This window comes from Halanaerobium polyolivorans, from assembly GCF_020711195.1.
Classification (GTDB): Bacteria; Bacillota; Halanaerobiia; order Halanaerobiales; family Halanaerobiaceae; genus Halanaerobium; species Halanaerobium polyolivorans.
On sequence record NZ_JAJFAT010000004.1, the window covers coordinates 50,860 to 76,737 of the forward strand.

The 25,878-nt window shown below is 35.0% G+C and carries 22 protein-coding genes; 2 read left to right on the forward strand and 20 right to left on the reverse strand.

Annotated elements, in window-relative coordinates; translation table 11 throughout:
* The first annotated feature begins 57 nt into the window (after positions 1–57).
* Positions 58–726, forward strand: coding sequence for a Crp/Fnr family transcriptional regulator (locus LJ207_RS03915; RefSeq protein WP_229344256.1), 669 nt, complete (start codon positions 58–60; stop codon positions 724–726).
* A 71-nt stretch (positions 727–797) separates the two neighbouring features.
* Here the strand turns inward: LJ207_RS03915 and LJ207_RS03920 are convergent, their stop codons facing one another.
* From LJ207_RS03920 to hydF, 7 genes are all read right to left on the reverse strand, one after another.
* Complete coding sequence (locus LJ207_RS03920) at positions 798–2,186, reverse strand: MBL fold metallo-hydrolase (RefSeq protein WP_229344258.1); 1,389 nt, start codon at positions 2,184–2,186, stop codon at positions 798–800.
* A 95-nt stretch (positions 2,187–2,281) separates the two neighbouring features.
* Positions 2,282–3,694 (reverse strand): aspartate ammonia-lyase, encoded by a 1,413-nt coding sequence (locus LJ207_RS03925; RefSeq protein WP_229344259.1) that lies wholly within the window; start codon positions 3,692–3,694, stop codon positions 2,282–2,284.
* Between the two features lie 233 nt (positions 3,695–3,927).
* A complete protein-coding gene (phnD, locus tag LJ207_RS03930) occupies positions 3,928–4,899 on the reverse strand; it encodes a phosphate/phosphite/phosphonate ABC transporter substrate-binding protein (protein ID WP_229344261.1) in 972 nt (323 codons plus the stop codon).
* An 84-nt stretch (positions 4,900–4,983) separates the two neighbouring features.
* Positions 4,984–5,796, reverse strand: a complete 813-nt coding sequence (phnE, locus tag LJ207_RS03935) for a phosphonate ABC transporter, permease protein PhnE (RefSeq protein WP_229344263.1) — start codon at positions 5,794–5,796, stop codon at positions 4,984–4,986.
* On the reverse strand, positions 5,796–6,608 hold the full coding sequence (gene phnE, locus LJ207_RS03940; RefSeq protein ID WP_229344265.1) for a phosphonate ABC transporter, permease protein PhnE: 813 nt from the start codon (positions 6,606–6,608) through the stop codon (positions 5,796–5,798). Before phnE (LJ207_RS03940) ends, phnE (LJ207_RS03935) begins: the two co-directional genes overlap by 1 nt.
* A gap of 6 nt (positions 6,609–6,614) precedes the next feature.
* Positions 6,615–7,391 carry a phosphonate ABC transporter ATP-binding protein gene (gene phnC, locus LJ207_RS03945; protein WP_229344267.1) on the reverse strand — a complete coding sequence of 259 codons (777 nt, stop codon included), beginning with the start codon at positions 7,389–7,391 and terminating at the stop codon, positions 6,615–6,617.
* Between the two features lie 231 nt (positions 7,392–7,622).
* Positions 7,623–8,852: a [FeFe] hydrogenase H-cluster maturation GTPase HydF gene (gene hydF / locus LJ207_RS03950; protein ID WP_229344269.1), complete on the reverse strand. Its 1,230-nt coding sequence runs from the start codon at positions 8,850–8,852 to the stop codon at positions 7,623–7,625.
* Positions 8,853–9,061: 209 nt separating this feature from the next.
* Here hydF and LJ207_RS03955 point away from each other — a divergent pair, with 209 nt between their 5' ends.
* Entirely contained in the window at positions 9,062–10,834 is a 1,773-nt protein-coding gene (locus LJ207_RS03955; RefSeq protein WP_229344271.1) for a S8 family peptidase, read from the forward strand.
* A 90-nt stretch (positions 10,835–10,924) separates the two neighbouring features.
* On the opposite strand, the gene hcp is transcribed toward LJ207_RS03955, so the two are convergent.
* The 13 genes from hcp to LJ207_RS04020 all read right to left on the reverse strand — a co-directional run bounded on the left by hcp (position 10,925) and on the right by LJ207_RS04020 (position 25,801).
* Positions 10,925–12,589: a hydroxylamine reductase gene (hcp, locus tag LJ207_RS03960; RefSeq protein ID WP_369414159.1), complete on the reverse strand. Its 1,665-nt coding sequence runs from the start codon at positions 12,587–12,589 to the stop codon at positions 10,925–10,927.
* A gap of 251 nt (positions 12,590–12,840) precedes the next feature.
* Positions 12,841–13,329, reverse strand: coding sequence for a ferritin family protein (locus LJ207_RS03965; protein WP_229344275.1), 489 nt, complete (start codon positions 13,327–13,329; stop codon positions 12,841–12,843).
* Positions 13,330–13,388: 59 nt separating this feature from the next.
* Entirely contained in the window at positions 13,389–14,240 is an 852-nt protein-coding gene (locus LJ207_RS03970; RefSeq protein WP_229344277.1) for a thiamine pyrophosphate-dependent enzyme, read from the reverse strand.
* Positions 14,240–15,916, reverse strand: coding sequence for a 2-oxoacid:acceptor oxidoreductase subunit alpha (locus LJ207_RS03975; RefSeq protein WP_229344279.1), 1,677 nt, complete (start codon positions 15,914–15,916; stop codon positions 14,240–14,242). Before LJ207_RS03975 ends, LJ207_RS03970 begins: the two co-directional genes overlap by 1 nt.
* A 148-nt stretch (positions 15,917–16,064) precedes the next feature.
* On the reverse strand, positions 16,065–17,213 hold the full coding sequence (wecB, locus tag LJ207_RS03980) for a non-hydrolyzing UDP-N-acetylglucosamine 2-epimerase (protein WP_229344280.1): 1,149 nt from the start codon (positions 17,211–17,213) through the stop codon (positions 16,065–16,067).
* Positions 17,214–17,240: 27 nt separating this feature from the next.
* On the reverse strand, positions 17,241–18,014 hold the full coding sequence (locus tag LJ207_RS03985; protein WP_229344282.1) for a TIGR03915 family putative DNA repair protein: 774 nt from the start codon (positions 18,012–18,014) through the stop codon (positions 17,241–17,243).
* 110 nt (positions 18,015–18,124) lie between these two features.
* Entirely contained in the window at positions 18,125–19,372 is a 1,248-nt protein-coding gene (locus LJ207_RS03990; RefSeq protein WP_229344284.1) for a putative DNA modification/repair radical SAM protein, read from the reverse strand.
* Between the two features lie 180 nt (positions 19,373–19,552).
* Positions 19,553–20,677 carry an ATP-NAD kinase family protein gene (locus LJ207_RS03995; protein WP_229344286.1) on the reverse strand — a complete coding sequence of 375 codons (1,125 nt, stop codon included), beginning with the start codon at positions 20,675–20,677 and terminating at the stop codon, positions 19,553–19,555.
* 28 nt (positions 20,678–20,705) lie between these two features.
* Positions 20,706–22,280, reverse strand: coding sequence for an aminomethyl-transferring glycine dehydrogenase subunit GcvPB (gene gcvPB, locus LJ207_RS04000; RefSeq protein ID WP_229344288.1), 1,575 nt, complete (start codon positions 22,278–22,280; stop codon positions 20,706–20,708).
* Between the two features lie 21 nt (positions 22,281–22,301).
* Positions 22,302–23,693 (reverse strand): aminomethyl-transferring glycine dehydrogenase subunit GcvPA, encoded by a 1,392-nt coding sequence (gene gcvPA, locus LJ207_RS04005; RefSeq protein WP_229344289.1) that lies wholly within the window; start codon positions 23,691–23,693, stop codon positions 22,302–22,304.
* A gap of 87 nt (positions 23,694–23,780) precedes the next feature.
* Entirely contained in the window at positions 23,781–24,503 is a 723-nt protein-coding gene (locus tag LJ207_RS04010) for a radical SAM protein (RefSeq protein WP_229344292.1), read from the reverse strand.
* A 125-nt stretch (positions 24,504–24,628) separates the two neighbouring features.
* On the reverse strand, positions 24,629–25,429 hold the full coding sequence (locus LJ207_RS04015; RefSeq protein ID WP_229344293.1) for a family 1 encapsulin nanocompartment shell protein: 801 nt from the start codon (positions 25,427–25,429) through the stop codon (positions 24,629–24,631).
* Complete coding sequence (locus tag LJ207_RS04020; RefSeq protein WP_229344295.1) at positions 25,430–25,801, reverse strand: encapsulin-associated ferritin-like protein; 372 nt, start codon at positions 25,799–25,801, stop codon at positions 25,430–25,432.
* Positions 25,802–25,878: the final 77 nt, after the last annotated feature.

Consider the following 25,878-nt stretch of genomic DNA (forward strand, 5'->3'; position numbering starts at 1 on the left):
TAAATTCGTAGATATAATTATACTAAAAATAACTAATAATTTAAACGGGGTGAGAAAATGAGTATTGTCAAGGATATACCCTTTTTTAGCTCACTTACAAATAGTGAAATAGAGTTAATCGACCAGATTGTTATAAAAAGAACCTTCAAAAAAGGAGAGTATATTTTTTTCGAGGGAGAAAAGGGAGATAAATTTTATATAATTGAAGAAGGCCAGGTTAAATTAATTAAAATGATAGCAAACGGTGATGAGCAAATATTAAATATTTTTTCTAAAAATGATATTATAGCTGAAATAGTAGCCTTTGATAAGGGTAATTACCCTGCCTCCGCTGTTACCATGTCTAAAACCCGGGTTTTAGTTTTTGAACAAGAAAGATTAGAAGAATTGATTTTAGACCACCCCCAAATAGCCGTCAAGCTTTTAAGAGAAATGAGCCACCGTCTGCGGAGAGCCCAGGAAAATGTGAGGGATTTAGCCTTAAAAGACAGTTCTGCTCGAGTAGCAGGTCTGCTTGTCTTTCTAGCTAGAAGATATGGGGAAAAGAAAAAAGATAAAATAGTACTTGATCTTTCACTAACTCAAAAAGAACTGGCAAATATGATAGGCAGCAGTCGTGAAACAGTTTCTAGAGTTTTAGCTAAGTTTGAAAACCAAAAACTTATTAAAACTTCTCGTAAAAAAATTTATATTTTTGAATTAGATAAATTAAAAGAGGTAGAATAATTTCAAGCACAAATATGAAAAGTCCTGATATTATATCAGGACTTTTAATGATTTAATTTATATATTATCTGCTATTTTTTAATTTTGAGTATACATTTAGATTCAGCCCAGGCAGTTAAACCACCTAAAACAACTTTGACCTCAGCTTCTAGCTTAGCATTGATCAAACTGGCAGCAGTCATAGATCTAATTCCACTCCCACAGAATATAAATATATCTTTTTTAGAATCTAGCTTAGCTAGATAATTATTTAAATCTGCCTGAAGATCATTTAATGGAATCTCTACTGCACTTTCAAGATATCCTTCTTCCTCTTTTTCCTCTTCTTTTCTAATATCAAGTAATAAGTATTGATCTTTATTTTTATCTTTTATAAAATCACAAAAACCACTAATATTTGCTGTAGTAACTGAACTGCTTTCTTTAGCTGCCATATTCCAGCTTAACATTCCTCTGTAAAGATAACCTTCTATGTTCTCATAACCCATTCTATAAAGAGTTCTAATCGTCTCTTCTGGATAACTACCATCACTAACCAATAAGATCTTTTTATCTGTTGCTATAAACCAACCAATAAAACTAGCCAGGATATTATCCCGCAAAAACAAAGCTGATGGTACATGAGCACTGGCAAAATCACTTTCACTTCTAATATCAATCACTACATGATCTTTTTGAGCAGCTTTTTCTTCAAATATATTCGCTTTTAAAGCTTTTACAAATGGTAAGTCTGTTCTTGCTGGAGCTGCTAAGTTTGCAGCTTCCATAGCTTTAAAATACTGAGGTTTTGCTTCCATTTCTCCTACTTCACTAACAAATTCTGCTTTGCTTTGATACTGAAGATAAGGATTCGACTTTTTCTCGATGCCGATAGTTGTCATTTCTCTATCTGCTATTTGACTACCACATACTGAGCCGGCACCATGAGCTGGACAAACTATTACTCCATCTCCGAGCGGCATTATCTTATTATAAAGAGAATCATAAAGCAGAGCTGCAATTTCTGGAATATTTTCTTCTCCATAAAAATCAATCCTGCCAACATCATTTGCAAAAAGTATATCACCAGTAAAAATCATCCAGGGCTGATCATCATAATCATTTAAAATATAAGAATGAGAACCTTTGGTATGGCCTGGTGTATGAAGGGCTTCTATACTCAACCTTCCTAATTTATACTTTTTATCTTGCTCAACTTCTTTACCATATTTGTAATCTAATTCTCCATCAGCATGCAAAATCTCAGCTCCTGTTACAGAAGCTAAAGCTTTAGAGCCAATAATATAATCTTCATTACGATGGGTCTCAAAAATATATTTTATTTCTGCCCCTTCTTTTTCTGCTTCTTCTAGATAAATATCTATATCTCTTCTTGGATCTATAACAGCTGCTTCATTTTCATCACCAATAAAATAAGAAAAGTGAGCTAAACCTTTGGACTTAATTTTTTTATAAAACATTTTTTCCTCCTCTGACTTATAATCTTACTTTTTTAAAAATATAATAAATTCTAATTAATTTATTCTATATTAGAAGCTTAATACCTGCAATTAATTTACAGATTATATAAACCGGTCATTTTTTCTACAGTTAGAAGCTCTTCTAACTGAGCTTCTGACAATAGTCCCTCCTCAACAATTAACTCTTTAATATTTTTATTATCATCCTTTAAAACTTTCTTTGCTATTTTAACTGCATTATCATAGCCAATATGAGGAACCAAAGCAGTTAATTGAGCTAAACTACCTTCTAAAAGTTCTCGACAGCGTTCCGGATTTGCTTCAACTTTAGTAATAGTTTTATTTATAAAAATATCAATCCCATTTGTCATTTCTTCAATCATAGTTAAGAGGTGATGAGCTATACTTGGGGCAAAAGCATTTAATTCTAACTGTCCTTCTTTGGCAGCTAAAGTTATAGCCTGATCACCGGAGATTACCTCTATTACCAGCTGATTTATCATTTCACAAATTACCGGGTTAACCTTACCCGGCATAATAGATGAACCTGCCTGGACTTCACTTAATGAGATCTCAGCTAAACCACCTTTGGGACCTGAAGCAAGTAGTCTTAAGTCATTAGCGATTTTATTAAGATTAACTGCTGCAGATTTTAATAAACCTGAAACTTCAACAAAAATATCCATGTTCTGGGTGATATCAATCATATTTTCTGAATGGGCCAAGCTTAGACCACTTACAGCTCTAATGTTTTTAGCTATTTTATAAATATATGCCCAGCTAGTATTAAGACCTGTGCCAACAGCTGTACCACCTAAGTTTATCTTTTTTAAGCGATCGGTAATTTTATATAATCTCCATCTATCTCTATTAACTGCTTCTGCATAAGCTGAAAATTCTTGACCTAAGGTGATTGGTACTGCATCTTGAAGTTGGGTCCGGGCCAGCTTTATCACTCCTGCAAATTCTTTTTCCTTTTTCTGTAAAGCATCCTGTAAATTAGCTATTGACTCAGTTAATTTTTTAAGTAAGTTTAAAACAGCAATTCTTAAAGCTGTAGGATAGACATCATTTGTAGATTGGCCTTTATTAACATCATCATTAGGATGGAGGTATTTGTATTCTCCCTTTTGATGACCCATAATTTCTAAAGCTCTATTTGCGATTATCTCATTGACCATCATATTGCTTGAAGTTCCTGCACCACCCTGCAGAGCATCTAATTTAAAAAGATGATCAAACTCACCCTCAATAATTTCTTGAGCTGCACTTTTTATTGCCTCAGCTTTATCTGTTTCTAAAAGATCTATTTCTTGATTTGTTTGGGCAGCAGCATATTTAATCATAGCAATACTTTTTATTAAATCAGGATGCACTTTTTTTCTGCTAAGAGAAAAGTTTTCTAGAGCCCTAATAGTATTAATACCAAAATATGATTCAGCTGCAAGCTTTTTTTCACCTATACTGTCTGATTCAATTCTATAATTGTTTTTAGTATCCTTTTTCATTTATTAACACTCCTGATTCATTTAATATAATTTTTAAAAAAATGCAGTCAATTTTTTTCTCAGATTGGGGTTTTTAATTAAATAAGGTAATTATTGCTATTTATTCTAACAGAATATCAAAAAATATTCAAGATTTGAGCTATTTAAATTTTTAAAGCTTAAATAAATTTAAAATGATTAAAAAGAAAAAGGACTGCTTTAACAGCCCTTTTTCTTTGAGTATAAAATTAGATTTATTCACCTAATAGTTCAGCTACTGCTTCACTACCAGCTCTAATAGTTCTTTGAACTTCCCAGTCTTCTTTATAGTTTATTTCTACAAAACGATCTTCATCTTCCCATTGTTGAGTGAGCATTGTTCCTTCCCAATCAAAGTTGAGGAATGCTTCTTTAATTCTTTGCTGTAAATCGGGATGTAGTTTATGGGTTACACCATATGCAGTAGATGGAAATAGTGGTGACTCATAAACGGTTTTAAGCCAGCCAGAAGGATCTTCAATCCGATCCCCTTCATACATTCTACCAATTACAACATCTGCAACCGGAGCTGCAATATAATCTTCATGATAAACTCCTAAAATAGAGTTATCATGAGAACCAGAGAAGGTATAATCATAGTCGCGGCCAGGTAGCATATCAAATTCTTCATATAAAAGAGCTCGAGGAGCAAAAAAGCCTGAACCTGATGATTCAGAAACAAAAGGAATTTCTCTTCCTCTTAAATCTTCTACTGTATCAATATCACTGTCCTGTCTAGTAATTATAGCCATCCGATAACCTATCATACCATCCTCATCACCCATTGCTGTTTGAGGTACAAAACCAGCTTTATTAACAGCATCCTGAACTGCTCCTGAAGCAAAACCAGATACATGAAGTCTTCCTGCCCGCATTGCTTCAACCTGGGCAGCATAACTTTGAACTCCAAAATAGCGAACTGGACGATCCAGCTCATTAGAAAGATGTTCGGTAAAATCTGCAAATACCTCTTCATATACTGCAGGATCTTCAACAGGAGAATAGGCAAAAATTATAACACTTGGATCAAGCCATTCAGATTCATCTGCCGGTGGATCTGCTACCATATCTCCATCTTCATCGCTATAGCGAGGATCTAATTGAGATGCCTCAACTGCAGCTAGAGCAAAAAAGGAAGCCGCAAAAATCATTATTAGCATTATTATAAATATCTTTTTAAATCTCATTTTAATTTTCTCCTCCTTGTTATTATTTGATTTGATCAAGACTATAGATAATTTTTTATCACCCCACTTTTAAACTTAAATAATTTAAGCCACTGCTTCTCTAGCCTTTGCTGAAACCCACTCGGCAATAAATACTGTTATTAAAATTGTAATCAGTACCATAATAGCCTGATCCCAGCGCAGCCTATTAATAGCAGAATTTAATAAAAAGCCAATTCCACCTCCACCAACAATTCCAATTATTGTTGACTCTCTGATATTTATTTCCCAGCGGTAAACAGAAACCCCTACAAAAGAAGGCATTAGCTGGGGAATATAACCATATAAAAAAACCTGAGCTTTAGAAGCACCTGTTGCCTTAATAGCTTCTATAGGTTCTTGATCAATTTCTTCTATAGTTTCATAAAATAATTTTGAAATCATGCCAACTCCTCGCACTGCAATAGCAAGCATCCCGGCAAACAAACCTGGGCCAACCACTTGAACTATTATTAAAGCCCAGATCAAACTATTAACAGATCTAGAAGTAACTATTATAGTCAGGGCAATACCCCTTACAATTCGATGAGGAGTTGTGTTTTGAGCTGCCATAACTGCTATTGGAACAGATATTACAGCAGCTAGTACAGTTCCAAAAACAGCCAAATTAATTGTATCCCAAAGTGCAGGTAATATTCTATTTGTATATGCTAGATCAGGAGGAAACATTCTTGTTACAAAATCCATTGCCTGTGTTGGAGCATCTAAAACAAAAGGCCACATTGTAGCATCAGAGATGAATTTTGAGGCGATTAAAAACACCGTCAACCCCGCCAAAAATAACAAAAATCTTTTTAGAGATTCTTCTCTACTTCTAAATACCCACTCACTTTTATTATCTGTATTTTTCCAGGGCATTAGGTTAACCTCCTTCTAATTGCACTTGAAACATATTCGCCGATCAGTACAAGTATTATAATTACTATCAAAATTGCTGCAGCAGTATTAAAATCATAGCGTCCCATTGCAGTATCCAAAACAGCCCCTATTCCTCCGGCTCCTACCAGACCAATAACCGTTGACTGGCGGAAAGTCATATCTGCTCTATAGATAGATAAACCTATAAATCTTGAAGAAACCTGAGGCCAGACACCATAAATAATCAGCTGTGGCCAAGAAGCGCCGGTAGCCCTGATAGCTTCTAAAGTTTCATCACTTATATTTTCAATATCTTCAGAAAGAAGTTTACCTATAAAACCGATGCTGTTTATTATCATTGTTAAAACACCGGCAAAAGGACCAAAACCAAACATAATAACAAATAAAATAGCTAGAATAACTACATGCAGGCTTCTAAAAACTACTAAAATACCTCTACAGAAGTAATATACAGGCAGTGGTGAAATATTTTTTGCTGCTCCCAAAGTAACCGGAATTGCAAATAATATCCCAAGGCTCGTAGCCACAACAGTCATAGTTATGCTTTCTAAAACTCCCTGAAAAATATGGCTCTGTCTGGCCAGAAAATCAGGCTGTAAGAAAGCATAAAGCATTTCCCAGGCTCTATCAAGACCTCTAATAATTCTATCAACATTAATTTCAAATGATCTAACTGCAAAAATAATATAAATAATTACTAAAAAAGTAATAGTCCATCTTAAAAAAGCTGAATCAATAAGCTTTGGTTTAGACCAAGTTCTTTCTTCAACTGCTTGATTTTCTGAATTCATCTGCCATCACTCACTTTCATCTTCTGCAGGGCGTTCAGATTCCCAGTCTTCTTCTCCATAAATGAGGGTTAAAGCATCTGTATCTAATTTAGCTGCTTCTTCATCATAAACAATTCTACCCTCTCTCAAGCCCACAATTCTTTTGGTAAATAATTCAGCCAGCTTAACTTCGTGAATATTAATTATTGCAGAAATATTTTTTTCCTGGACTAAATCTACTACCAAACGCATTATCTGGCGGGCAGTTTTGGGATCAAGACTGGCAGTTGGCTCATCAAGCAGCAGCAAATCTGGTTTTTGCAGTAATGCTCTGGCAATACCAACCCGCTGTCTCTGTCCACCAGAAAGCTGATCAGCTCTAGTATCAACATAATCTCCTAAACCAACCCTGTCTAATAAAGATAAAGCTTCACTTATGTATTTTTGCGGAAAATTGCGGCGCAAACTCTGCCAGAAGCTGACAGAAGCAAGCCTACCTGATAAAACATTTTCCATTACACTCAAACGTTCAACAAGTGCATATTCTTGAAAAATCATCCCTATGTTTTTTCTTGCCTCACGTAGTTCTTTTTTATTTAAAGAGCTGATATCAACTCCATTAAGCATTATTTTGCCAGAAGTTGGCTCCACAAGTCTGTTTATACATCTAACAAGGGTACTTTTACCAGCACCAGAAGGACCTATTAGAGCAATTATATCTCCAGCTTCTATTTTTAAATTAACTCCATCTAAAGCCAGTGGACCAGAATCATATTTTTTTACCAGATCAATTATTTCAAGCATAACCCATCTCCTTTATCCAATATTATAAATTATCACACTATTTATTAATTTCTCTATAAACTTTTTAAATCCTGCTTAAAATTTTGAATATAATTTTACTTAAATTTACTTTTTTTAACATAAAAAAATCCCCTTTCTGATAGAAGAGATTAATATTATTTAATCTGTCCACCATAAGGGGATCATATCATAAATGCAGGTCTTTAATTCAATATATTATTTTATATTATATTATTTTTGCTGCTGCCAGAGCTGATAAGCTGCTGGAAAAGCTTTTAAAGCTCTATCAAGTATTCCGTGTAATTGAGCAATTGCCATTCCATAATTAATAACAGCCACCCCAGCTTCTTCAGCCTCTTTTAATCTTGACAAAAGCTCTTTTCTGTTCAGCATACAGCTTCCACAGTGAAGAATCAAATCATAATCACTTAAATTTTCTGGATACTCTCTTCCCGAAACATGGTCAAATTCTAATGAAGATCCTACTTTAGAACGCAGCCAGCGGGGCAGTTTAACTGTACCGATATCATCGGCCTGTCTGCGGTGAGTACAGGCTTCAGCTATTAATACCTTATCATCTGCTTTTAATTCTGCTAGTTTTTTAGCACCCCTTAAAAAGATCTCTAAATCACCTTTATAACGAGCAAAAAGAATAGAAAATCCTGTCAGTAAAATATCTTCATCCAGATCAGCAGCTACCTTCATAAAAGCCTGTGAATCAGTTATTACTAATTTTGGTTTTTCCTTTAGAGCAGCAAGTGAAGCTTTAAGTTCTGTTTCTTTACAGATAATTGAAATTCCATCATGATCAAGTATATCTCTAATTGTCTGGACCTGGGGTAAGATCAATCTTCCCTTTGGAGCAGCAGTATCAATAGGAGTTACTAAAACCACAGTTTGACCAGGATTAACAATATCTCCCACTATAAAAGCCTCTTCAGTATCCTGAGGCATCTCTGCTGCAATTTTATCTCTTAATTCTTCTATACCCTGCCCACTTTCTGCACTAAGCAAAAGCGGCTGCAGATCATATTCTTCTTTTAGTTTAGCAACTACTTCAGTTTTATTAGGAGCTAGATCAATTTTGTTGATTACAGCAACCACCGGAGTATTTGTTTTATTAAAATTATCCAGCAGTTTTTTTTCATACTGCCCAAATTCAGACTGATTATCTATTACCAGTACTGCCAGATCTGTTTTTCTAATTACTTCATAAGTTTTTTTAACCCGCATTTCTCCTAAGTCTCCACTATCATCTATACCAGCTGTATCGATCATCATTACAGGTCCTAATGGTAATAATTCCATTGCTTTATAAACCGGATCTGTAGTTGTACCAGGTATTTTAGAAACAAGGGCCAGCTCTTGATTGCAAAGGCTGTTGATCAAAGTAGATTTACCTGCATTTCTTCTCCCGAAAACTGCAATATGGGGTCTATTACCTTTTGGTGTATCCTGCATATAATCATCCTTTATTTTAATCTATTTTTAATGCTTAAATTTCTCTAATTTCTTGCAAATATAAAACAATAATTTAATTAATTATATCATTCTCTAGCTAAACGTGCAAGAATTCACATACTAAATTATCAGCAATTTCATTTACTTCCCCTAACTATGATATAATATTATTTAATTAAGACTAAGACTTTTTAGGAAGGGGGCTTATAGTGAAGAAATATTTGCTTTTTACTTTAGCAGCTTTATTAATATTTTTAACTGCTTTTCATATTTCTGAAGAAATCACTCAAAATGCTGATACAGTAATTTTTATAATTGATTCTCAAATAGATCAAGCCTATCTGCAAAGCCCTCTTGCCAAAATAAGGGCTGATAGTTCACATGGTAGTAAAACAGCTTCGATTATCCGCAGTAGAAGTGGGGTTGAAATAAAAGCCCTTAATGTAGAAAATATTTTTGGGGATATTGATCAAGATAAATATTTAGCAGCTTTAAAAGAAATTAAAACTTACTCTGAAAATAATCCTGAGCAAAATATATTGGTAAATATCAGTCTTGGCTTTTCGGAAAAAGATTTTCAGGCAGAAATAATTAGAGAACTAAGAAACCCCAAACTGCTGATTATTGCTGCTGCCGGCAATAATAATAGTGAAATAAAAATATATCCAGCCGGTTTTGAAGAAACTGCAGCTGTAGCAGCTTTGGAAAATAATAGGAAGATGGCAGCCTCTAATTATGGAGATTATATAGATATTGCTGCCCCTGGTCTTTTAGCAATTAATCAATATCTTTATTTACCTTCATTTAACTTCAGCCGCAGTATAATCAGCAGGGGAAGTTCTTTTGCAGCACCCCAGCTTACAGCTCTAATCTCAAAAATGCTGGCCTATAATGAAGAACTCAATCCAGCTCAAGCCTTAGAAATTGTTAAGGCAACCGCCTCTCCTATTGAAGATCAGCTTTATGAAAATAATAAATTGGGAGCAGGAGCCCTAAATTCAGGGCGAGCATTAAGAAAGGGAAGCCCCTTATATTTTTATTTAACAATAATCACCTATACAGCTCTGATTCTTTTTGCTCTACTTACTTTAATTATGCTCTGGAAACGATTTTCTTTTGTCTCACTATTTATCTTAGCAGCTTTAGCAGTGCTTTTAAGCTTAGCCCAACCTTATTTAATTATTCTCTACAGAAGAATGGGCTTTAATAGCATAATCTTAATTATTTTAAGCTTAATTATATTAGCTCAATTATTTAAAGTTATTCTTTCATATTATTTTAATAATACTCAAAATATTAAGCTGCTCCTCTTTTTTAGTTATTATTTAGGCGAAAAAGAGCAGGAAGAAATCATTATGCGAATTGTTTCTGTGCTGAATAATTCAGCTCCCAGTTCTAAAAAATATATATTTAATAGCTTAGATAAAAGTATTAAACCCAAAAAGATCAAAATAAAGCTTAAAATTTTAGCCAGATTAAATAAAGTAGCTCTTTTAGAAATCCTTAAATATTTGCAAAAAAATAAATTAAAAGCTTATTTTATCGGCGAGGAGTTAAAGAAGACTGAAAGGAATTACTCTGAAAGAGCAGCCCTTAGAGCTGATCTAATCTATTATTTGCTTAAAAAAGATTATAAAAAGCAGGAACTTACAGCTCAAATAATAAGCTCCTATCAAGATGAATTCTTATTAATTCCACTAAAAAATATTTTGAAAAAGAGATCTAGAATAATTACTAATGAGCACAGCCTTTATTTTATTCTAGAAATTCTGAGAGCTTTTGCTAATAAAGCAGCTGATTTTTCTCAGCTCCTCCGCCAAATCTTTGCAGAAAGTGATGACAGCTGGTTAAAATATTATCTACTTCAGGCCTATAAAACTCTAGGAAAAGCAGATAGTGATTATCAAGAGTTTTTAGCTCAAAATAAAAATAAACTAAATGAACCGGCCCTTTTAGCACTACAAAATAATGAAGAAATCTAAAAAACTTTTAAAATATGAGAGAGACCTGCCAAAATGGCAGGTCTCTTTTAGTCTAGAGTATATAATTAACTGTCAAAATCTATTTTTAGATTACTGGCCTGCCATCATAGCAGCAACATCAGATTCTGCATCAGCAGTAGCTTTGATATCAAACTTATCAACCAGTACATTTAAAACATTTTCTGAAACAAAAGCTGGTAGAGTGGGTCCTAAGCGAATTCCCTTAACCCCTAGTGAAAGCAGAGCAAGTAATACTGCTACAGCTTTTTGCTCATACCAGGCAATATCATAAGAAATTGGAAGCTCATTAATATCATCAAGGTCTAGAGCTTCTTTAAGCTCTAAGGCAATATAGGCTAAGGAATAAGAGTCATTACACTGTCCTGCATCAAGCACTCTAGGAATTCCACCAATATCTCCTAAATCTAATTTGTTATAGCGGTATTTTGCACAACCAGCTGTTAAGATCACAGCATCTTCAGGTAGTTCTTGAGCTACATCTGTAAAGTAATCTCTTGATTTAAAGCGGCCATCACAACCACCCATTACTACAAAGCGGCTGATATCTCCATTTTCAACAGCTTCAATAACTTTATCGGCAACACTCATTACAGTATTACGAGCATAACCACCTGGGATTGTTCCTTCTTCAAGCTGAACTGGGGAATCACAAGTCTTAGCTAATTCAATAATCTCAGAAAAGTCTTTACTTCCACCTTCTTCGCGATCGGGAATATGAGTTACACCAGGATAACCGGCCATCCCAGTTGTGAAGATCCTATCTTGATAAGAATCTTTAACTGGAGTTATACAGTTAGTAGTCATCAAAATCGGACCATTAAACTGTTCAAACTCTTTATCCTGTTTCCACCAGGAATTACCATAGTTACCTACAAAATGATCATATTTTTTGAAAGCTGGATAAGAGTTAGCTGGCAGCATTTCACTGTGGGTATAAACATCTACTCCAGTACCTTCTGTCTGTTCTAATAATTCTTCCATATCTTTAAGATCATGACCACTGATTAAGATACCAGGATTATCATTTACCCCGATGTTAACCTCTGTTGGCTCAGGATGTCCATAGGTAGAAGTGTTTGCTTCATCAAGTAAAGCCATAGTTTCTACAGCCATTTCACCTGTTTCCATAACCAGAGCTACCAGATCATCAACACTTAAACTATCATCTGTAGTTGCTGCAAGTACTTTTTGGGTAAATCTATCTATTTCTTCTTTATGTTTTCCTAATACTCTAGCATGATCTCCATAAGCTGCAATACCTTTTAAACCATAAGTAGCAAGCTCTCTTAAGGATCTGACATCAACATTTTCTGTTTCTAAAACTCCTACACCTTCACCTTTAGTGTAATATTCATCTACTTCTTCAGCTGTCCAGACAGCATGTTCAGGTAATTCACCAGCAAATTCTTCACCATGATTTTCCCGATAAGCTTTTTCAAATTCAGCTTTTACCTCATCTCTTAATGAAAAAGCCTCAACAATTAAATCTTCAAATCTCTTGGGATCAAAGTTAGCATTGGTAACTGTTGCAAATAAGCCTTCCATGATAAATGGTGCTGTTTTTGCTGAAAGATCAACACCTTCTTCTTTAGCCTTTTCTGCATAAACTGAAACACCTTTTAAAACAAAAATTAATAAGTCCTGTAGATTAGCTACATCTTCATCTTTGCCACAGACACCACGAACTGTACAAGCTTCATTTTTAGCTGTCTCCTGACACTGATAACAAAACATGGACATAATTATTCCTCCTCTTTTGATAAATACAGCTGTTAAAGTTATATCTTTTTTATTTAACAGCATTATAGTTAAAAATAAATATAAGTATTTAACTCAAGTATAATTATATCCTTTTAAATTTCTACTTCTATGATATATATCACAAAACACCTATATCCAGAAAATAAATACTTAAAGATTTTCAGACATAGGTGTTTTAGTTGCCTTGCTTTATTTTATTATAACATAGTTAAATTAATTTATCATTAATATTCATCCAGATGATACCATTCTGCATCTTCCAACCAGGTATTAGGACGATTTACCATTTCAGTTATATTGCTCATTATTTTTTCATGTTTCTTTTCTTCTTCTGCCAGACGTTGAAAAGCTTCTTTTATAGCAGGGTCCTCAGCTTTTTCTGCCTGCTCACTATAAAACTCAATACTTTTTTCTTCAATCGCAATTGCCTTTTTATATACATCTACCTGTTCAGTATCAAATATTTCATTTTCGGGTAAATCTTTAGAAATTGCTTCAAATGCCTCTTTAGCCTTTGGTAAAATATCTGATTCTACTGCATCAAGTTCTTTGTTATCACGCATTTGTCTAATAATATTTTCATGTTTGCGTTCTTCATCAGCTAGATTGAGAAAAACACTTTTTAAGGAAGTATGACTGCACTTTTCCGCAAATTCCTCGTAAAAAGCCCTATTTTCCTGTTCAAAATTAATCGCAAATTCATAAATATCCATTTTTTGGCCTCCTTTGATTTTGAGCAGCTAAGTTAAAACTTAAGATTTTAAACCTAATTTTATTTAAATTCCTCAATTAAGAATTCTAATTCCTCAACCTTAGGCCTTCTATCAACCAGAGCTTTATCTTTAAGATAAGGAATTCTATCTCTAAAGCTTGGTTTTCCTGCCTGATAAATTATTCCGATCGGAATTTTTTCTCCAAATTCATCTGCAACTTTAACAGCAGCTTCATAATCACTGGGATCATGGTCTTCTAATTTATAGACATGTTTATTATACCACTGATAGGTATTTATCTTATTAAAAGATACACAGGGTTGGAAAATATCTATTAAAGCATAACCCTTATGAGCCTTAGCTGCCTTGATCATTTTTTTAAGATGATCTCGATCACCAACAGTACTCCGGGCCACAAAACTAGCCTTCATCCCAACGGCAAAACGAACTGGATTAAAAGGTTCTGCATTAACACCATGGGTCTGAACCCCTGTTTTGATTTCTGGACCACTGGTTGGAGAAGCCTGTCCTTTGGTAAGTCCATAAATTTGATTATCATGAACGAGGTGAACGATATCAAGATTACGCCTAATATTATGGAGGATGTGATTACCACCTTCACCATAACTACAGCCATCACCAGATTCAACTATTACTGTCATTTCTGGATTAGCAACCTTCATGGCAACTGCAGGTGGTAAAGAACGTCCGTGTAATCCATTAAAACCATTCACCTTTATATAGTGAGGCATTTTTGCAGCCTGGCCGATACCAGTATACATAGTAACTTCTTCTGGTTTTAAGTCCATTTCACTTAAAGCTTCTGCTAAAGCGGTTCTGAGAGGAAAGTTACCACAGCCCGGACACCAGGCAGTTTCTCTATCTGCTTCATAAGTTTTTAATTCAGTCATTATTTGCTCACCTCTTCTTTAAATCTTCTTGCTAATTCTAGGCCGGAAAAAGGTCTACCATCATATTTTAAAATATTATAATCAGCTTTGATTCCGGTTTCTGATCTAATTAATTTGGCAAATTGAGCTGTACTGTTATTTTCAACAAAAACCAACTCAGCTCCAGCTTCAACTTTTTCTTTGAGCATTTTTTCAGGTAGTGGCCAGACATCATTAAATATCAGCTGCCCTATTTTGAATTCATCAGCAAGTATTTTTCTTGCCTCATTACTTGGGCCAGCTGTAGATCCCCAGTTAACAATAATATAATCTGGGTCTTCAGGTCCAGAATATTCTGCCTCAAGTAAATCTTCTTCTTTTAATTTTTCCATTTTTCTGGCTCTTTTTTCTACCATTTTATTTCTTGTTTCTCCATCTTCAACTATATGGGCAAATTCATCATGCTCATCACTGTCAAGTAAAACTACCTGATCTTTTAACTGACCTGGATAGGCTCTAGGAGATATTCCATCTTCAGTATATTTATAGCGCTTATATTCTCCTTCAACTTCAACTGCATCCATCAGATGTCTATTAATTTCTAAACCACTTATATCTATCTCACTGATAGTTTTAGAGGAGTCACCAAGAAATTGATCAGATAAGATAATTACCGGGATCTGATATTTATCAGCCAGATTAAAAGCTCTAAAAGTCTGATAAACTGCATCTTCCTGATCTTTAGGAGCAATAACCATTAAAGGAAACTCATCTTGAGCAATATTAACTGCAAAAAGGAGATCACCCTGACCTGTTCTTGTCGGCAGACCTGTAGCAGGGCCTGGTCTTTGTACATCTGCAATTACAATTGGTGTCTCTGTGATTCCAGCCAGTCCTACTCCTTCAGCCATTAAAGCTAAACCTCCACCTGAGGTACCTGTCATTGAACGCATACCACTATATGTGCCACCAATGGCCATATTAATCGCAGCAATCTCATCTTCTGCCTGTTCTACGACTATACCCAGCTCTTCCTGTTTTCCAGCCAGATAGGTTAAGATACCTGTAGAAGGTGACATCGGATAAGCAGCATAAAAACTTAAGCCAGCTAATGCTGCCCCAAGACCAACTGCACTATTACCATCAATAATCATTCTTCCCTCTTTGGCACCCAAGTCTTCAAGTTCAAAAACCTCTTTTACAGCTTCATATCCCTTATCTAATAAGGTGAGATTATCTTCAATTACAGATTCTTTTTTAGCAAAATGCTCTTTGAGAGCTTTTTTTGCTTCTTGAGTAGGTAGTCCCATTATTTTAAAAGCAGCTCCTACAAAAACTGTGTTCACTGCTCTGGGATTAACCTCTTTAGCGATTGATTTAGCATCAATAGTTATCACCTGATCTGAATCAGATTCAAGTGAAGTAATAATAACTCCTCGCTCACTCATTTCATTTTGATGAATCTCAACACTTTCTTCATTTAAAGCAAGCAGTAAATCTATTTCTTCTGTTGGACCTTCAACCTTTTCATCACTTATTCTAACCTGCATAAAGTTATGGCCACCTCTGATTCTGGACATATAATCTTTGGTGCTGAATAAGTAATATCCGTGTCTGGAAAAAGTTTTTGTTAAAAGTGATTCCACGGTTTTTAAACCCTGTCCTGCTTCTCCAGCAATTACAATATTAAAATCCAATCTTATTACCTCCTCTTCTCAACTTCTAATTAATGATTTTCTTGATAATTATTCTTGCTAATATAATTTATTCAATAAGCCTTGGCTAAATCCTTCCTATTAAATCCATTTTTTTGATTTTATGAAAATTTAAGCGGAAAAATATTAATTAAGCCTGAAAATCTGCAGGTCTATTTTGGCTGAAGCCAAAATAGTGATCTAAGGCATTAACTATCCTTTGGGCAGCTTTTCCATCACCATAAGGATTAAGAGCAGCAGCTCTTTTTTGATATTCAGCCTCATCTTTTAATAATTTAAGGCTTTGCTGATAAATTGCTTGATAATCTGTGCCTACCTTAAGCACCGTTCCGGCCTCAAGTGCTTCTGGTCTTTCGGTAGTATCTCTTAAAACTAAAACAGGCTTGGCCAAAGAAGGTGCTTCTTCCTGAATACCACCAGAATCTGTTAAAACTATTTTAGAACGAGCCATTAAGTTTACAAAAGGTAAATAATCAAGTGGCTCAATCAAATGGATGCGCGAATTATCTGCCAGCATTTTTTTACTCAGCTCTCTAATCAAAGGATTTAAATGAACAGGAAATACTACCTCTAAATTAGGCAGCTCTGCTGTAAGATCTCTCACAGCCCTAAAAATGTTTTCCATTGGTTCACCTAGATTTTCTCGACGGTGGGCGGTAAGTAAAAGCACATCTTTTTTGGTAAAATCAATCTCTTTTAAAACAGGATTCTGAAAGTTATAGTTATCATCTACCACAGATAAAAGGGCATCAATAACTGTATTTCCGCTTATGTAAATTTTTTCTTGCTCGATATTTTCCTTAATTAAATTTTGAGCTGCCCTTTTGGTTGGGGCAAAATGAAGGTCTGCTAGTACTCCTGTCAACTGACGATTAATTTCTTCGGGAAAAGGCGAATATTTGACATGGGTTCTAAGTCCAGCCTCAATATGAGCTATGTTGATCTGCTGATAAAAAGAGGCTAAAGCACTGACAAAGGTTGTTGAAGTATCACCATGGACTAATAATAGCTCCGGTTTTTCTTTTTCTAATACAGCAGCCAGATTATTAAGTATTCTTGCTGTAACTTCACTTAAAGTCTGTTTTGGCTGCATAATATCTAAATCATAATCAGCCTCTAAAGCAAAAAGATTTAACACCTGATCCAGCATTTCTCTGTGTTGAGCTGTTACAGTTATTACTAAGTGATAGTTTTTTTTATTTTCTAGTTTTTTTAATAAAGGGGCCATCTTTATAGCCTCAGGCCTGGTGCCAAAGACAGCCATAATTTTCTTTTTCATTCTAAAATCATCCTAATTTATAGTATTTTATTTCTTCCTCTTTCTGCTGCTGCCCGGCTCTTCAATCAAATATTCCCAGTATTTTTTAGGCATAAACTGACTCTGAAGCTTTGGATTATAGCGGTTTTCAATACTTAAAGCTGCAAAAAAAGACTGCCATAAATCCTGAACCTCAGCTTCATCTGCTGCAAATTGGGGTTCAAATTCAGCCTCAAGCTCAATTAACAGCCATTCTTTAGCTGCAGCTGAATAAATTACAGCCTTTTCTCTTTTTTTATCATGGATAAGCCAATCTTGAATAGAAAATCTTGCCTTAAAATGGGGAAGCAGTAAAATTAAAATATCGTGATCTGGTTCTATTGCCCCATAATATTTATTTCCCTGAGTTTTTTGAAAACGAAGCAGCCCTTTAAATCTATGACTTTCTCTCCTAACTTTTTTGGCAGCTTCTTGAACCTTGATAACAGCAGTAGTACTTAAAAATTCGTCTATTTTTTCACCTTCTTTAAAACCCAAAAATAGATAACGAAAAATATGGTCTTCAATTGCTTCTAATTCAGATAAATAAGCAGCAAAGACATTTTTTAAAGAGTTTGCAGAAATATTTTCCCTGATTTTTTTAGTAATTAAATCAGCTTTTGCTTCAGAACTTTCAATGATTGTCTTCTTATAAAAAAGATCTTCTCTAAAATCAGCTGCTTTAATAATTTTAACAGGAATTATTTTTCTTTTAAAAGCAGTATATAGAGCTGTTAATAAGCCCTGATAACTGCCATCATAAACAAAAACTTCTTTTTTCATAAGTATTACTCCATTATTTTAACTTTAATTTTTAATTTGAGCTTCTAAATAACATTATATAATATTTTTCAATAAAAGTGGGTAAATAATTTAACAAAAGTATTTTAAAACTATTTATTTTGCTTTTGAGAAAATAATGAAAGCTGTTTAGCTTCTTTTTCAACTAAACGCTGATAAATAATTTCTGAATCAAAAGGAACAGCTGCCGCATATTTGCCAGCACAGGTAATAAAATAATTGGCTCTTTTTAATACTATTCTCATTTTTTTCAGATTATAATGATTTAATTTCTTCTCTTTTCTGGCTTTAACTATTTTTGCTGCTGAACGGGGGCCAATTCCAGGTACTCTTAACAGCATTTGATAATCTGCAGTATTTACCTCTACCGGAAATTTGTCTAAATTATTAAGAGCCCAATCAGCTTTAGGATCAACTTTTAAATCAAGATTTTCTCTCTCTTGACTAAGCAGTTCATCAGCTTGAAAACCATAAAATCTAAGCAGCCAGTCTGCCTGATAAAGTCTGTGCTCTCTTTTAAGAGGTGGACTGCTGTTTAAAGCAGGCAGTAAAGAAGAATCTGAAACCGGTAGATAAGCAGAATAATAGACTCTTTTTAAGTTGAAGTTATTATATAAACCTGCGGCTAAATTAATTATACTCCGATCTGATTCAGGGCTTGCTCCAACAATAAGCTGGGTTGAGTGGCCTGCTGGCACAAATTTTTCTTTTTGCTTTTTGTATTTTTTTCTCTCAATAAGATTATTTTCTATTTCTGTGCCAATACTCTGCATCGGCTTTAAAATTGCAGCTTTTTCTTTTTGAGGTGCTAATTTTTTTAAACTTTTTTCACTTGGTAATTCAATATTTACACTCATCCTATCTGCCAACAAACCTGCCTGATAAATTAGTTTGAAATCGGCTCCGGGGATAGCTTTTAAATGAAGATAACCCTGATAATTATATTTATTCCTTAAAAGACTGGCAGTTTCTAATAACTGTTCCATTGTCCAATCAGGACTTTTTGTCACAGCTGAACTTAAAAAAAGCCCCTCAATATAGTTCCGCTTATAAAAATCAACTGTTAATTCAGCTACTTCCCTGGGAGTAAAGCTAGCCCTTTTTCTATCAACACTGGCTCTATTAGCACAGTACTGGCAGTCATATATACAGTAATTACTAAATAATATTTTGAGCAGAGAAATACAGCGCCCATCATCAGACCAGCTGTGACAGATACCTGAAGCTTTAGTATTGCCGAGACTATTTTTACCTCCCCGGTTACTACTTCCACTTGAAGAACAGGAAACATCATATTTAGCTGCATCACTTAAAATATCTAGTTTTTCTTTGATTTCCATTCTTCTTCCTTCTTTCTCATAATAATTATTGGGCTAAAAATCAATTATCTTTGAAAAATTAAATGTCAATAAACTACTTCATGTATATAATATTTTATCACAAATTAAGCAGATACACAAACATGTGTTTTATATAACAGTCTTTAAAAAGAGAAAGCCCCTTGCAAGGGGCTAAGCAGCTTATTCAGCTTTTTGCATCATAAAGTCCTGATGACCGATCACAACCTTATAATAACCAGCCAACTCTTTATTTAAGCTGGGATCAGGAGTATCTATCAGCAGTGGTCCATTTAAAGCACTCAACTTATTTCTTGTTGCAGCAACAATGATATTTTTTTTACCAACTTTGTTTAATACTTTTTCACTGAACTGCTGATTACCTCTACCAAAGATATATCCCTGGCCCCCAATTGCAGTTACAATTATCTTAGCTTTTGAGTATTTTTTTAATAGCTGCAAAATATCTGCTTCTCTAAGATCAAGTCCTATTAATTCCTTATTTGCAACTGCATCAACTCCTAAAAGTGAATAATCTAAATTGAGTTTCTGCATAATAGGTCTGGTTGTAGTACCAGGGCCAACTAAATAAAGACAGTCTTTTTCCATTACTTCTATTATACCAGCTGCAATTGCTTCTGCTGCTCTTTCTTCACTATCTGCACTACCTGATTTTAAGTTCTGTCTTAGTCTTCTTTCTACAGGAACCTTTAAATATCCGTAGAGTTTAGCAGTTACCCTACCTTTTCTAAATTCTTTTTCATCAATATCCATAACCTCTGCTTCTTCAGTAGCAGAAATCTGCCCCTTTATAAAGCGAGCTGCAATAATACCTGCATTTTGGGGAGTTGTAGCATAAACTGCAGAATGAATTTTTACTCCTGCAGGAATACCAAGGGCAGGTACTTCCAATTCTAAAGCATCATAGACATCTCTTGCAGTACCATCTCCCCCTGCAAAAAGCAGCAGATCTACCTTGTGTTCTTCTTTCATCAATCTGGCCGCCCTTTTGGTATCTTCTGCAGTGGTATTGTTTTTTTCTATAGAGCCAATTACTTGATAGTTGAGTCCCGATTTTTTAAGCAGCTCCTCCCCCATTAAATGGGGGAAGGTTATCAGCTTTATTTGATCAGCTTCTTTTAATTCTGTTTTAAGACTTTCTAAAGCCATTTCTGCTTTTTGGGGTGATTCCTGTTCAGCTCCAAGTTCTTTAGCTTTTTCTACAATATTTTCTCCATCTGTTCCTTTAAGGGCGACTTTGCCGCCCATTCCGGCAATAGGATTTACTATAAACCCCACTTTTTTCATATATTACACCATCCATTCTTTATTATGATTAATCAGCATGAATTTTATCTTTTTTCTTCTGATATGCTCTCCAGGTTAAAGCCCATCTTTCTGGATCATCAAGCATATTATCATCTTTTCTTTTCCTGGATGCTGCTTTATGCGGAGCATTTTTAACCATTTCTGGATCTTGATATGCTTCTTCAGCAATTCTTTTTAAAACTTTAATATATTCATCAAGATCATCTTTAGAATAACTCTCACATGGTTCAAGTGTCATTGGTTCTGGAATTAACCATGGTTCATGACTTGTCCAATAATGCTGAATACCATAGTCTGCTATTCTTCTCTCAATAGCAAGTGTATCAACTCCTGTATCATCTGTCAGTTCTTTCCAGGTATATCTTACCTGTTCCTGACGGATTAAACCATTATCAGGATAACAGTAGGATAAACCTTTAACTTCTTCAACCAGATTTCTATAAAGATAATTGTTGTTTATTACTGATATGTCTGCTGTTTCTCTTAAACCTTCTTCTCCCATCGCCATTACCCAGGCATAGGCTCTGACTATTACACCTGCAGTACCATAAAAATCTCTAACCTTACCAATACTGTGGGGACGATCATAATCAGGATAATATTTATCACCATCATGCTCAACAGTTGGAACAGGTAGATATTTAGCCAGTTTTTGCTTACAGCAAAAGGCTCCATTACCAGGGCCTGAACCTCCATGGGGGGTTCCAAATGTTTTATGGACATTAAAGTGACACATATCAAATCCAGCCTCTTTAGCTCTGGCAACACCTAAAAATGCATTGGCATTTGCCTGATCATAAAAACAGAGGCCACCAACTTCATGGACTATTTCTACAAATTTATCTACCTTTGGATTATAGAGACCAATATCTTCAGGGTTAGTCATAAATATTGCAGCAGTTCTTTCGGAAACAGCTTCTTTTAGAGCTTCGATATCTGGTAACCCCTGTTCATCTGGCTGCAGAGTTATTACCTTAAAGCCAGCTGTTTTTGGGGTAGCTGCATCACAGGGATGAGAGAAAATTGTTGTAATAATCTCATCTCTCTGCTCAAGCTCACCTTTTTCTTCCCAATATTTTCTTACAATAGAGGCAGCTGTATAAACAGCATGGTTTCCACCCCCAGGTTGTAAGGTGGCTTTATCAAGACCCGAAACTTCTTTAACTATATTTTCGAATTCTGAATATATTTCTAAAATACCCTGTACAGTTTCTTCACTCTGCTCTGGATGCAGCAGTGAAAAATCAGTGTTTTCTACCAGTTCTTCATTAATCCTTGGATTATATTTCATAGTACAGGTTCCTTCACTAATATCATTTGTTAGATTAGAGCCCATTGTTTCCTGAGCTAAATGGGTCCAGTGCATTAAAACATGTTTTTGTGAAACCTCAGGTAAATTTGGCTCTTCTTTTCTTCTCAAACTGGCTGGTATTTTGGCTAGTACATCTCCAGCCCTATCCTTTATTTTTTGATCTGGTTCAGGGACAAGAATTCCCCTGACACCAGGAGTAGACATCTCATAGATTATCGGTTCATCCCAATCTGCCTGATGAAAGTTTTCTCTAAAAATTGTTTTTCCCACTTTTCTTCCTCCTTCATTGACTTAATATTTTTCGATAATCATTTCTATACTATTGATCAGCTTGTTAATATCATATCTGTCGTGTACTTCTGTAAAGCAAAAGAGGGCACAATTTTGATACTCTTCCATTTTTTCTCCAAGCTCAATTCCCCCAAAAATATTTTCTTCTTCAAGCAGCTGATTTATTTCTTTAACACTTTTACTGCAGCCGGAAAAATCAACCACAAATTCTTTAAATGAAGGAGTTTGGATGGGGATTGAAACACCTTCTAGCTCGGCAAATTTTTCTTTAGCATATTCACAGCGCTGCATAATTCCTTCCCCAAGTTCAATTAAACCTTTTGGTCCGATAAGAGCTAAATAAACCCCTGCAATTATCCCATAAAGAGCAGTACTTGTTCCAATAAAGTCTTTACCTTTTTCACGCTGAGCATAAGAAGTCCTTTCAAAGGCCACATGACCAAAGCCATATTCGCCTTCTTCAACAGTAGGTGTAATACCAAAGAGTAGGGATGGATATTCTCCAACATATTTTTCCTCATCTGGAGAAGCTATAAAGCCTGATAGGGCTCCTCCCCACTTCATATTTAAACCAAATGGTTGTAGTTCTCCACAAACTATGTCTGCCCCATAGTTTGCAGGTGCTTCTAATACACCAAGTGAGCTGGGGTCTACTCCCACAATAAACTCTGCTCCATACTGATGAGCAAGCTCTCCGATCTTTTCTGCCTCAAGTTCTAAATAACCAAGATAATTAGGATTTTCAATATAAACCGAACTTACTTTTTCAGATAATTTTGCCTTTAAATCATCCAGCTCGATTAAAGCAGTTTCTTGATCAAAATCTATTTCTGTTACCTTAATATCAGGCTTACAGTAATTTAAAACCACTTTTTTGCGGCTGGGACTCATTGAAGCAGGTATTAAGACCTCTTTGCGACCATTAATCCGGGCAGCCATTCTGATACTTCTCACAATTGCATTAGACCAGTCATAGGTAGGAGTATTTACAGCATCCATCTCAACTAATTCACCGATCATACTGGCAGTTTCAAATAAGGCCTGAAATTTGCCGTGGTCTGCATAAGCATCACCCACATAAGCAGTTAAAAATTCATCTCGACCAGCTATAGTTCTACAAACAGAAGGAACATAATGCTGCCAGACTCCTCCCCCTTTAAAATTCAAATTATCTTGAGCACTTTTGTTTTTACTTAATATTCTTTCAACATGTTTTTTAAGCTCATATTCTGATAATTTAGGCTCAGGGATATTTAATTTACCATCAAATCTGAGATGATCAGGAATTTCTTTGAAAATGTCTTCTACATCTGAAATGCCGATGTCTTCTAAAAGTTCTGCTTTAATTTCCTCAACTGAATTTGGTATATATGGAAACGCTCTTTTAGCCAATTTCTTTTCCTCCCCTTTAATATTATTGTCAATTTGCAATTAGCAAAGTTTAAACTCCAGCGACCCTATAGTCACCCCCTTAAAAATTTAATAGTCTGCCACAATTTCTACCTTTGCTCCCAAAAAGTCAGCAATCTCTTCTAGCCTACTTCTACTCATCTTTTCCAGCCATTTTTCTGCTCCCGGTCTGGCCAGACTGTTTAACTGTATTTTATCAGGCTTAATTGTCTTAACAGCTTTTTTAAAAAGCTCTAGTTCTTCTTGATGATCATTAATACCGGGCAGCAAAAATATTTCCAACCACATCTCGGCAGCTAGTTCTTGTTTAGCTTTGGCTAAATTTTCAATAATCTGCTCAATTTTAATATTTTTATAGGGGCGGTTAATTTTTTTAAAAGTACTTTCTGAAACTGCATCTAAAGAAGGCACAATCAAATCTAAATTCTTAAGCTCAGTCAATATTTCTGCAGTAATTAAAGAACTATTTGTCAGTAGAGCCTGTTTGTATTGAGGAAAATTTTCCTGTAGATAAGCAGAAATCTGGCCAAATTGTTTATGTAATAATGGCTCTCCGCAGCCGGAAAAACTGATATAATTTAGTTCTGGCCTGTCAGCTAAAAAACTGCTTAATTCTGCTGTTAACTCTTCAGTTGGAACATATTCTTTTCTCTCAACCGTAAGCTGATCGGTTCTACCCCTCTCACAGTATACACAGTTAAAAGAACAAATCTTAGCCCCTAATAAATCTACGCCCAATGATTTACCCAATCTCCTGGAATTAACCGGACCATAAATATGTTGATAAGCCATTAAGATCCCCCTGTCTATCATCCCATTTTTTTAAATTATGAATTTTCTGATTTTTTCTCAAATAAAGAAAAAACCGCCTCCATTAAAGCAGACGGTATCATTTTATTTCATATTACAGGGTAGCTTTATTTTAGTACAACTGCAGCCTCAGGTCCATTTACTCTAAAGGTAAATGTTTCCAGGAAGAATAATTCTACTTTGTCACCTTTTCTTTCTCCAAAACCAAGTGAAATATCCTGGCCTACTGTTAATTCAAAATCTCCACCACGTTCGGTGATTAAGAGACCTCTATTAGCTAAGTCTGGCACATGAACTACACCAGCTTCAGCCATTTCCTGTACTTTTCGCTTAAGAGGATAGCCTTTATCATCTAGCTCATAAAGTAGAGAATAAAGTTCAGGTCCTAAAAGCAGACGCTTATGTCCGCCAACACTATTTTCCTCAAAAAGAGATAAGGCTTTAAGCAGACCAGAAATCAGTTCTTTTTCTCCACCTGATACACTAACTTCTTCATAATCTGAAGAATCGATAATTCCTTTAATATTGAGCTCTTCTAGACCATAAAAAATAGCTTTATTTTCTGCTTGAGCGATTTTAGAAGCTGCTTCCATTAAGGAATCTGTATCAACATCTTCTGCACCTCTAGCTAAAGCTTCTATTTCACTTAATTCCATTTCAAAAGGAACTTTTAATTCCACCAAAGGTAGAACATCTCTAGTTGCATAGCTTACACCTTCAACATCTTGAATACCAGCATCTGTAAAACGACCCGTATTAATTGAAGATAATTCTAGACCCTTAGGTCCGATAAAATCTACCTCAGATCTTGCTTTTAATTTCTGATTTAATACATCAGTTGCTTCTTCATCAAGAAAACTCCAGGCTTCATCAGAAAATGGTGCTTTTGAACGTTTTAAAATATCCATTTATTCTCCTCCTCTCATACTACCAAGGCCGAGTGAACCATTAGAATTAGAAGCAGGATTAGCTTCTTCTTCACCTTCAGCCATCTCATCTTCTTCTATTTCTGTTATCTTCGCATCTGTGAAAAGGAAAGTTCTAAGCATCTCATCCCAGACCTCACTGTTACGGCGCAGCCATTCTAATCCCATACATGCATGTTCAATTTCTTCATCACGGTTATGGGCCACAATTGCCTCAACATCAGGATCATCAGTTGCTACTGCTCTCTGATTATACCAATCAACAGCTTCTAGTTCCTCAATTACACTCTTGATTATCCGATGATAATCAATAGCTTCTGGGGTTAATTTGTCTTCTGGTTCATGATAACTCATAAAATTGACCACCCTTTCTTTTTCTTCTTCTCTTTGATTTCAACTAGTTTTTAAACTCTATTTAATGATAACAATTA

Excerpts from the sequence above, each read along its gene's own strand:
- LJ207_RS03915 (WP_229344256.1), top strand. The coding sequence starts at position 58 with ATGAGTATTGTCAAGGATATACCCTTTTTTAGCTCACTTACAAATAGT.
- LJ207_RS03920 (WP_229344258.1), bottom strand. The coding sequence starts at position 2,186 with ATGTTTTATAAAAAAATTAAGTCCAAAGGTTTAGCTCACTTTTCTTAT.
- LJ207_RS03925 (WP_229344259.1), bottom strand. The coding sequence starts at position 3,694 with ATGAAAAAGGATACTAAAAACAATTATAGAATTGAATCAGACAGTATA.
- phnD (WP_229344261.1), bottom strand. The coding sequence starts at position 4,899 with ATGAGATTTAAAAAGATATTTATAATAATGCTAATAATGATTTTTGCG.
- phnE (WP_229344263.1), bottom strand. The coding sequence starts at position 5,796 with ATGCCCTGGAAAAATACAGATAATAAAAGTGAGTGGGTATTTAGAAGT.
- phnE (WP_229344265.1), bottom strand. The coding sequence starts at position 6,608 with ATGAATTCAGAAAATCAAGCAGTTGAAGAAAGAACTTGGTCTAAACCA.
- phnC (WP_229344267.1), bottom strand. The coding sequence starts at position 7,391 with ATGCTTGAAATAATTGATCTGGTAAAAAAATATGATTCTGGTCCACTG.
- hydF (WP_229344269.1), bottom strand. The coding sequence starts at position 8,852 with ATGCAGGATACACCAAAAGGTAATAGACCCCATATTGCAGTTTTCGGG.
- hcp (WP_369414159.1), bottom strand. The coding sequence starts at position 12,589 with ATGTTTTGTTATCAGTGTCAGGAGACAGCTAAAAATGAAGCTTGTACA.
- LJ207_RS03965 (WP_229344275.1), bottom strand. The coding sequence starts at position 13,329 with ATGGATATTTATGAATTTGCGATTAATTTTGAACAGGAAAATAGGGCT.
- LJ207_RS03970 (WP_229344277.1), bottom strand. The coding sequence starts at position 14,240 with ATGACTGAATTAAAAACTTATGAAGCAGATAGAGAAACTGCCTGGTGT.
- wecB (WP_229344280.1), bottom strand. The coding sequence starts at position 17,213 with ATGAAAAAGAAAATTATGGCTGTCTTTGGCACCAGGCCTGAGGCTATA.
- LJ207_RS03985 (WP_229344282.1), bottom strand. The coding sequence starts at position 18,014 with ATGAAAAAAGAAGTTTTTGTTTATGATGGCAGTTATCAGGGCTTATTA.
- LJ207_RS03990 (WP_229344284.1), bottom strand. The coding sequence starts at position 19,372 with ATGGAAATCAAAGAAAAACTAGATATTTTAAGTGATGCAGCTAAATAT.
- LJ207_RS03995 (WP_229344286.1), bottom strand. The coding sequence starts at position 20,677 with ATGAAAAAAGTGGGGTTTATAGTAAATCCTATTGCCGGAATGGGCGGC.
- LJ207_RS04010 (WP_229344292.1), bottom strand. The coding sequence starts at position 24,503 with ATGGCTTATCAACATATTTATGGTCCGGTTAATTCCAGGAGATTGGGT.
- LJ207_RS04015 (WP_229344293.1), bottom strand. The coding sequence starts at position 25,429 with ATGGATATTTTAAAACGTTCAAAAGCACCATTTTCTGATGAAGCCTGG.
- LJ207_RS04020 (WP_229344295.1), bottom strand. The coding sequence starts at position 25,801 with ATGAGTTATCATGAACCAGAAGACAAATTAACCCCAGAAGCTATTGAT.